This window comes from Pseudomonadota bacterium (genome assembly GCA_010028905.1).
Taxonomy (GTDB): Bacteria; Vulcanimicrobiota; Xenobia; order RGZZ01; family RGZZ01; genus RGZZ01.
Genome location: RGZZ01000223.1, coordinates 1 through 8129 on the forward strand (window position 1 = coordinate 1; position 8129 = coordinate 8129).

Genomic DNA, 8129 nt, shown 5'->3' on the forward strand with positions numbered 1-8129 from the left:
GCCTGGCTTCTCCGGGCGTGCCGGTCACACCGTTCCAGGCCGTGGTGGGGTTCCACTCGAGCGTGGTCTCCGAGTGGGCGGCGTGCTGGCCGCCACCCAGCAGCGGGACCGTGGCGCTCTCGTGGGTGAAGGGCACGGTGGCGGCAGACCCGCCCGCAACGGCGAACCCTCCCTGAATCGACTTGTCGACCGAGCCCGTCGGCGGTGGGGCCTCGCCTGCGGTGTAGACATCGTAGAGCCCCACGCCCTCGAGGGGGTCTTCGTTCAGCATGCCGCCGATCTCGACCACGGCGTAATCGCCCACACGGAAGCTGCCCATCTTCGTGACCTGGCCCATGCGCTCGATGTGCGCATCCTTGGTGATGACGACGCGCACGGTGTTGCCCCCGGGCTGCTGCAGCACCACCAGGCGCTTCTCCGGGACGATCTTCACGATGCGACCGGACTTGCGCGGCATCGCGTGGGCGCACGCGATCAGTGAGAGGGCGCAGACAAGCGCGAGCGCCGCCGGCTTGAGGAGCGCGCGAAGCGCGGTGCGGGCCGAGAAGAACATCAACGGGCCTCCAGAGCGCGGATGCAGTACGCCTCTATTATAGGCGAACCTGCGCCCGAGCACCAGAGACCCGTCTCGAACGACCGTCGTGAAGGGTTCAGCTGCGCTCGCCCCTATTCGATCTTCGTGCCGCAGCTGACACAGAACTTTGCTCCCGGTGTGGCCGCGGTGTGACACGAGGGGCACTCGGCCTGCATCTTGTGGCCACAGTTCATGCAGAACTTTCCCCCCGCGGGGACCGCCGCCTGGCACGAGGGGCACGCAACCCCCGCAGGCGCGGCTGGTGCGGCCGGTGCGGGCGCTGCCGCGGGCGCGGGGGCGGCGGGTGCCGCCTGCTGCTGCGCGGCGTTGTTCGCATTCTGCATCATCTGGGGGATCATGGCGCCGAAGCCGATGCCCGCCCCCATGCCCATGCCCGCGCCGCCGGCCCCCTGGTTCTGGGCCATGTCGCGCATCGCCTGGGCTGCCTGGTACTGGGTATACTTGTTCATGTCGCCGAGCGCCCCCATGCGGGCGCGCTCCTTGAAGGCCTCCTGAACCTCGGGGGGCACCGAGATGTCTTGGATGAAGAAGTCGCGCAGCTCGATGCCGTACTTGCCGAAGTCGTCTTTCACCTTCAGCTTCATGGCTGCGGCCAGGGCCTCGAAGTTGGCGCGGATCTTGGCGTAGCTCTGGAAGCTCTCGCCGAACAGGTTGTTCAGATGCGTGCGAATGGAGCCCTTGAGGAACGAGTTCAGCTGGTCGGTGTCGTAGAACCCCTGGGTTCCCACGAGGGTGTTGATGAACAGCTGCGGGTCGTTCACCCGGATAGAGAAGCTGCCAAAGGCGCGCAGGCTCACCCAGCCGAGATCGGGGTCGGTGAGATCGATGGGCTGCGGCGTGCCCCACTTCAGGTCTTGGAAGACCTTCTGGTTGACGAAGTACACCTGGGCCTGGAAGGGGGTGGCGCCGCCCGACACGAGCTTGAGCAGCCCCGAGAGGATGGGCAGGTTCTGCGTCGTGAGGGTGTGCCGTCCCGCCCCGAACACGTCGAGGGCCCGGCCGTCTCTGAAGAACACCGCGCTCTGGGTCTCCTGCACCACGAGCTGGGCGCCCCACTTGATGTCGGCCGAGCCGCCCTCAGGCACGCAGTGCACGATCTCCTGACCGCTCGGATCTTGATAGCTTACAACGTCGAGAAGGATACCCATGCTTTTAGTTCACTCCCATCATCACGCGTGTGCGGTTGTCGAGCTTCTGGTCGAGCCCCTTGATGCCGCCCTCGATGCCGCGCAGGCGCTCGGCGAAGTCGGCAGACTGCTGCTCGGCGGCCGCGCCGAGAGCCGTGATGGCCTCGCCCGCGGCGGCGATGTCGGAGAGCATCGAGAGGTCGAACTCGTAGACCCGATCGAGCTCGGCCTCGTTGATGCGGATGGCGTCATAGAACCCGGAATACCCGTGGGTGGCGTGGCGGATGCGGTCGATGACCTTGTCGAAGACGTTGCGCACGCGATCGATGGCGGGCAGCTGCGCGAGGCCCCCGTGGGACATCAAGATGGAGCCCACGTCGCTCAGGCGGTCTCGCTCACGGGTGAGCGCGTCGGCCATGAAGGTGCGCTGGATCTGGTCGGCTTGACGCCGCTGCTCGCGATCCTTGTAGCCCGCGAAGCCCGGGATCTTGCGCATGAGGCGCTCGAGCCCCCCCTCTTCGCTTCGGATGTGCTGCCGCAGATCGTCCATTCGTGTCTCCTCTATGCTGGGGATTTGGACAGGGGACCGTGCGCTGACCGCATCATGTGATCCTTGCGGTCAGACCATGCGTATGACGTCTATTCGTCTGGAACGTTTCCCATCTCTGCGTCGTGGGCAGGCTCGAATCCTTCAGGCGTGATGCGGGTCACGACCGCGGCGAGGGGGAGGCCCAGGGCGATGCCGAGCGCGAGGCCGATGAGCGCGCGCGCGAGCGAGATGAGATACGGTGTGTGCGCGTGGGCAAACGTGTCGACCACGTCGACCTGACTGATGGCCGCGCACAGCACGAGAAGCCAGGTCCAGGCCTGTCCCCCGCGCTTCCAGAGCAGCCCGGCCAGCACGAACCAGGCGGGGTGCCCGAAGGCGAACTCCTTGAAGCGCGGCCGCACCACCAGGGTGGTCTCGAGGAAGTCGCGCACAACTCTCTCGTAGTCGCTGGCGGCGGCCGGTGAGGCGTTGCCGGTGCGCGCCACGTAGAACGCGCCAGCGGCCGCCAGGGCGCCAAACGCCAGCAGATGCCAGAAGGCCATGCGATGGTCGAGGAGGGCGCGCAGGGTCTCTCGTCGCGGCGCGAACCGCGTCATCCAGAGCAGCACGACAAGGGCGGGCGAGACCACCATGATGAGCTTGATTCCCCTGAACATGTGAACGCTCAGCATGAACGAGGTCTCCGACATGAAGCCCGCCATGTACACACCGCCCAGCAGGCTCACGGCCGTCACCAGCACCAGGGGGAGGGTGGCCGCGAGGAGCGCCCTGCCACCGGATGGCGCGCTCTCCGATTCGGCGCGCAGCATGGGCAGGCCGAACGCCAGGCCCAGCACCGAGAAGGCCTGGGCAGCGGCCAGCGCCAGCAGGGTCGACGCGAGAGAGCCGCGGTGCATCGCCGCGCAAGCCGCCGCGAGCAGCGGCAGGCCGCACAGCAGCGACCACACCATCGGCGCGGGCACGGCGACGAACAGCTCGAGGAAGAGGACGCCCGCGGCGGCGGTTCCGAGCGCCATGCCCACCAGCCACAGACCACCAGGGGCCAGGGCCGGAAACGGGCGGGCCCCGGAGAAGACGAAGCCGGAGCGCGCGAGGTCGTCGTGAAGGGCCTTGATGTAGTCGAGGTTGGTCTGGAGCAGGGTGCTGCCCGTCACGGGGGCTGCAAACGGACGCACGTAGAGCACGCGCATGTTGCGCTCGCGCGCCCCCAGGCGGTAGCGGTCGATGGCGTCGTCAGGGGTCATCTTGGCCTGCTGCAGCGGCGCCAGCGAGAAGACCCGCACGGTCTGGCTGCTCAGCTTGCGCCCCAGGGTCTGGCTGCCCTTCTGGGCGGCGTCGACCGTGGGGACCTCGATGTTGCCGAAGAGCAGCCGATGCTCGCGCATGGCGGTCTCGGTTGCCTCGAGGCTGTCAGGATAGCCGAGCACCTCATTGCTCACGCCCTCGAAGATGAGGCCGGCGGGGGAGGCTGTGTCGACCAGGGTCTTCACGAACGCCGCGATGTCGCTGTCGCCGAAGCGGCTGCGGTTCTGGGGGCGCAGGTACACCCGGAGCCCCTGCTTCTGGAGGGCCCGCAGGTCGGAACGACTGAATCCGAGACCGCTCGAGGCCAGGCTGTGCTCGCTCGTCGTGAGCTCGAGAACCACCGGATGACCCTCTGACGGCGAGGTGCGGTCGGCGGCCTCTGGCCATCGATGGGCGCGGTCTGGCCCCAGCACGAAGGGCAGGAACGTCTCGAGGTCGGACAGCACGCTGGCGTCGCTCACCACCACGTAGGTGCGCGCGGGGTCGGGACGTCGCGCGGTCAGGGGCAGGCCCGGCGCGCGGGCCCGCAGCTGGCGCGAGAAATCGGCCCCGCTCTGCACAGACGCCAGTCCAGTGGCGGTGAGCCGCTCGACCGTGGTCTCGGGGAGCGCCACGGCGGTCACGCCCGCGCTCTTCAGACGCGCCAGCGTGTCAGCGGGGTCGAGGCCCTCCGCCTGGCAGAAGTCGAGAAGGCCATAGGCGTCGATGAGGATGTCGAGGCTGCGCGCCTCGCGTTCCAGCCGAACGCGCGAAGCAAGGGCAAGGACGGCGCAGAGCGCACCGATGGCAATGAGGGTCCAGAGCAGACGGGCGCGAGGCAAGGGCGTCTACCGTGTGAAGCCGCGGGTGAGCAGCACCACCTGGGACATGGCGCGCACCCCTCGATGGTCGCTCGCCGGGGAGAGCACGAGATGGCACGGAGGGATGCGCTCACCGTCGCGAAGCTCCTTGCCCGCGGTGAGGTCGAGGAGACCTTCCGCGCCGACCCCCACCACCACGGCGCTGCCGCTGCGGACGACGAACTGCACGCCGAGATCGAGGCTCACGGTCTGGCCTTCCTGCAGGCTCGTCACCTGCCAGGAGTACAGGGTCTCCAGATAGCTGCGCGTGACGATGGGGTCGTCTTTCGAGCCTGGTTCGGCCGCGATGCTCGGCGTCGCCAGCAGGAGGAGCGCGGCCAGGGGCAGCCCCATCAGGAACATTCTCATGATTGCTTTCCTTCGGTATCGGCTTCGGCACCCGTGGGGGCGTCGTCTGAACGGGGAGGGTCACCCTTGCGCGACTTGCGGCGCCCCGCGTTGCGGGCCACGTCGATCTTCGGCCGCGTGGGCGGTTTCTGCGGGGGGGCTTCGACTGTCGCGGTGGTCTCGGCGAGGTCGAGTCGCGCTTGCGCGGCGGAAGGCTCGTGACCTTCGGTGAGGTCGCTTGCCTCGCGCTGGGTGAGGGTCTCGATGACGTCTGACACCGCGCCCGTGAGGGTCTCTCCACGCTCGAGGGCGGCTTCGTAGACGCGTCGCTTCTCCGCCGGATCCATGGGGGTGCCCGTGCGATAGAACCAGCGCGCGGCCTCTCCGGTGGCGCGCGTTCCGGCATAGGCGATGGAGCCCTTCACGCCGGGCCCCACGGCGGGCACGAACCCGATGAGCTGGCGCGAGATGGAGCGCCAGCCGAATGCCCCACCGATGACGGGGAGGAGCTCCTTCATCCGTTCGGTGACGTCCATCTCGCGCTCGTAGACGCTGGCCAGCTGCAGCACCATGCGCATCTGGTTCGAGGTGATGAAGATGGTTTCGGCGGTGACGCCCAGCAGGCCAACAACAGGGCCGATCCAGGGGATGCTGCTGGGAATGGCCGAGGCCATCGCGAGCAGCAGGTTCTGCCGTGCCACCCGATTGATGATGCGCGTCGCAACCAGCTCTCGGAAGGCCGGCATCTTGCGCGCCATCGCCAGCTCGTATCCCGCCAGGGGCTTGAGCACGGCCTCGAGCAGGGGCGTGGCCGCTTCGCCCTCGAGCGCGTCGACGAAGATGAACGCGCCGAGGCGCAGGTCGGCGGCGATGTCTGCGATCTCGCCGCGCAGCCACGGCTCGACCTCACCCACTCCGGCCCACACCGCGGTGACCTTCTTGGGGAGCGCCTCGTGCACGCGGTAGATGGTGTCGTCGAGGAGCTGATCGCGTCCCAGCAGCACGATCACGATCTGGCAGTCGTCGATGACATGCCAGTGATTGCGCTTCTCTTCTGGGGGAAGGGCGTGCAGCGACAGCGAGGGGAACGGCTCGTCATCGGCCACCCGATCGAGCGCAACCTGGCGTCGGAAGCGGCCGAGCAAGGCGGCGTCACCCGCCACCCCGATGCGAACAGGGGTCCGCGCAACCCGATCGATGTCGGAGGGAGAGAAGCGGGCCAGGTAGAGATTGGCAAGCAGGCGGATGGCGCGCGGGTTGCCGGGAAGGGGCATCGGTGACCTCTCGAGTGTGCACGGCACGTGCCGGCACCGGATGCGACGACGGCCGGAGCGTTCGTCCTGCGAGCGCCGGCCCGGGGCTCCGGAAGGCTGATGCCGTGCGGGGGATGGGAGCGTCGCGAGCGTCCCTTCTCTGCCTGTGCGGGTCTTGCCTGCCTGGGCGGTCTGGCGCTCGAGCGAATGCCGGTTGTGGGGAATGTCTTCGCGACTCTCTTGGTGGAGGGCTTCTAGTGAGGGAGGGGGGCGACCAAGGGGTGATTGACGATGTCGGGCCTTCGACGACCTGGCATCATCGGGTTCCTGGTGACACCCAACGGCGTGGGGTGTTGCGTTGTCCGGAGGCTTGTGCTATACTTGGCGCCGAAGTGCCGACGGGGTGGCCTGACCGCCACCGAGATGCGTCGGTGCTGTAAGTGCGGGCCGTGCGGGTGAGGTCCAATCCGCGACCGGCGCTGCCGGAATCGTGGCGACGTGGCCGAGTGGTCAGGCAACGGTCTGCAAAACCGTGTACAGCAGTTCGATTCTGCTCGTCGCCTCCAAAGAACTGGACGCGTAGCTCAGTTGGTTAGAGCACCACGTTGACATCGTGGGGGTCAGCGGTTCAAGTCCGTTCGCGTCCACCATCGCTTGAAGAGACCGCCAGCCGTCGGCTGGCGGTTTCGTCTTTCATGCCGCCGCACGACCCGCAGCACCACGGGCGTGGAGCGGTGCCCTCGATCATCGGGCCTGTCCTCCCCCGGCTCGCCCCTCCGACGTGAAGGAAGCCGGCAGACCGTGTCTTGAATCCCGGAAGGGGAGGAAGTAGCGAGCATCGTGGGCACTCTCCAGAGCGGCACCGTTCTACACGATCGGTATCGCATCGTGCGGGTCATCAGCAGCGGCGGCATGGGCGTGGTGTACGAGGCGCTCGACATGCAGGCTGGTGATGAGCCCTGCGCGGTGAAGCAGCTCATGGAGCTCGATGTCGACGACGCCTCTCGGCGCATCCTGCGGCGCAAGTTCGATGACGAGATGCGCTTCCTGTCGGCGCTCAGCCATCCGGGAATCCCGCGCTTCCGGAACCACTTCTCGGCCGATGACGGGCAGTTCATCGTGATGGAGCTCATCGATGGCGAGCCTCTCGATCTCGAGCTCGACAACGCGCAGAAGCATCGGCGCGGCATGCCCGCCGATCAGGTGGCCGACGACGCCCTCGCGGTGCTCGACATCCTCGTCTATCTCCACGGTCGCGTGCCGCCCGTTCTGCATCGCGACATCAAGCCGGCCAACATCGTTCGCGAGCGGGCGAGCGGTCGCATCAAGCTGCTCGACTTCGGCATCGCGCGCAGCCACAGCGGGCGCGCAACCACGCACACCCAGCTCGGAACGCTCTCGTATGCCCCTCTCGAGCAGATACAAGGACACGCCGAGCCGCGATCAGACATCTATGCGCTGGGGGTGACCATGCACCACCTGATCGGTGGCGTGGAGTCCCCCCCGCTCGCCGTGCCTCCCTTGCAGCGCGTGGCGCCTGAGGTCGACGCCGAGCTGGCGGCCATCGTCAATCGCGCGGTCGCTCCAGCGGCCATCGATCGCTTTGAGGACGCGGAAGCGATGCGGGTTGCGCTGGACGACTGGCGTCGGCGCGCCCTGCACGATCCGGGAGGGGCGACGCAGCCGATTCTGGTTCCTGGGGGAGGGGAGGCCCGACAGACCGTGTCTCTCCCCGCGCCCGACGCGACGCCCGGACGTCTCGTCGTGGGCGCCACAGCCGTGGGCGCGCTTACCCTGGGCCTTGCGCTCTATGCGCTGCAGCCACGCCCGGCGTCGGTCGCGCCAGGAACCACCGGGGCTTCGCCTGTCATACGCGCGCAAGCGGCACACGAGGTTGCGGTGCCCGCGTCGTCCGAACGGATCTTTCCCCAGGCCTCCCCGAACGCGCCAGCACCGGTGGCGACGCCGCTCGCTCCAACGCCATCCGCGGCGCACAGCAAGGGCGCATCTCCGTCGCCCGTGACGCGACCCAAGGCCACGCCTTCCCGTCGTGTCATCGTCGACGTTCCCGTCGCGCCGATTCGACCATCGGAGGCGCAACCCGTGGCGACG

7 protein-coding genes and 2 tRNA genes are annotated in these 8129 nt (G+C 68.0%); 3 read left to right on the top strand and 6 right to left on the bottom strand.

Annotated elements, in window-relative coordinates; translation table 11 throughout:
* From EB084_14835 to EB084_14860, 6 genes are all read right to left on the bottom strand, one after another.
* Nucleotides 1–553, bottom strand: a 553-nt coding sequence (locus EB084_14835; GenBank protein NDD29534.1) for a hypothetical protein, incomplete at its 3' end; no start/stop codon positions are given.
* 113 nt (nt 554–666) lie between these two features.
* The gene (locus EB084_14840; GenBank protein ID NDD29535.1) at nt 667–1743 is read right to left on the bottom strand and encodes an SPFH domain-containing protein; all 1077 of its coding nucleotides are present in this window, start codon (nt 1741–1743) and stop codon (nt 667–669) included.
* A 4-nt stretch (nt 1744–1747) separates the two neighbouring features.
* On the bottom strand, nt 1748–2272 hold the full coding sequence (locus EB084_14845; protein NDD29536.1) for a hypothetical protein: 525 nt from the start codon (nt 2270–2272) through the stop codon (nt 1748–1750).
* An 89-nt stretch (nt 2273–2361) separates the two neighbouring features.
* Nucleotides 2362–4398, bottom strand: a complete 2037-nt coding sequence (locus EB084_14850) for a hypothetical protein (GenBank protein NDD29537.1) — start codon at nt 4396–4398, stop codon at nt 2362–2364.
* A 6-nt stretch (nt 4399–4404) separates the two neighbouring features.
* Nucleotides 4405–4779, bottom strand: coding sequence for a hypothetical protein (locus EB084_14855; protein ID NDD29538.1), 375 nt, complete (start codon nt 4777–4779; stop codon nt 4405–4407).
* A 2-nt stretch (nt 4780–4781) separates the two neighbouring features.
* Complete coding sequence (locus tag EB084_14860; GenBank protein ID NDD29539.1) at nt 4782–6038, bottom strand: hypothetical protein; 1257 nt, start codon at nt 6036–6038, stop codon at nt 4782–4784.
* A gap of 471 nt (nt 6039–6509) precedes the next feature.
* Here EB084_14860 and EB084_14865 point away from each other — a divergent pair.
* The 3 genes from EB084_14865 to EB084_14875 all read left to right on the top strand — a co-directional run.
* Nucleotides 6510–6583: transfer RNA gene (locus EB084_14865), tRNA-Cys, on the top strand.
* Between the two features lie 7 nt (nt 6584–6590).
* Nucleotides 6591–6667: transfer RNA gene (locus tag EB084_14870), tRNA-Val, on the top strand.
* A 190-nt stretch (nt 6668–6857) separates the two neighbouring features.
* On the top strand, nt 6858–8129 hold a 1272-nt coding region (locus EB084_14875), incomplete at its 3' end, for a serine/threonine protein kinase (GenBank protein ID NDD29540.1).

Excerpts from the sequence above, each read along its gene's own strand:
- EB084_14845 (NDD29536.1), bottom strand. The coding sequence starts at position 2,272 with ATGGACGATCTGCGGCAGCACATCCGAAGCGAAGAGGGGGGGCTCGAG.
- EB084_14855 (NDD29538.1), bottom strand. The coding sequence starts at position 4,779 with ATGTTCCTGATGGGGCTGCCCCTGGCCGCGCTCCTCCTGCTGGCGACG.
- EB084_14840 (NDD29535.1), bottom strand. The coding sequence starts at position 1,743 with ATGGGTATCCTTCTCGACGTTGTAAGCTATCAAGATCCGAGCGGTCAG.
- EB084_14860 (NDD29539.1), bottom strand. The coding sequence starts at position 6,038 with ATGCCCCTTCCCGGCAACCCGCGCGCCATCCGCCTGCTTGCCAATCTC.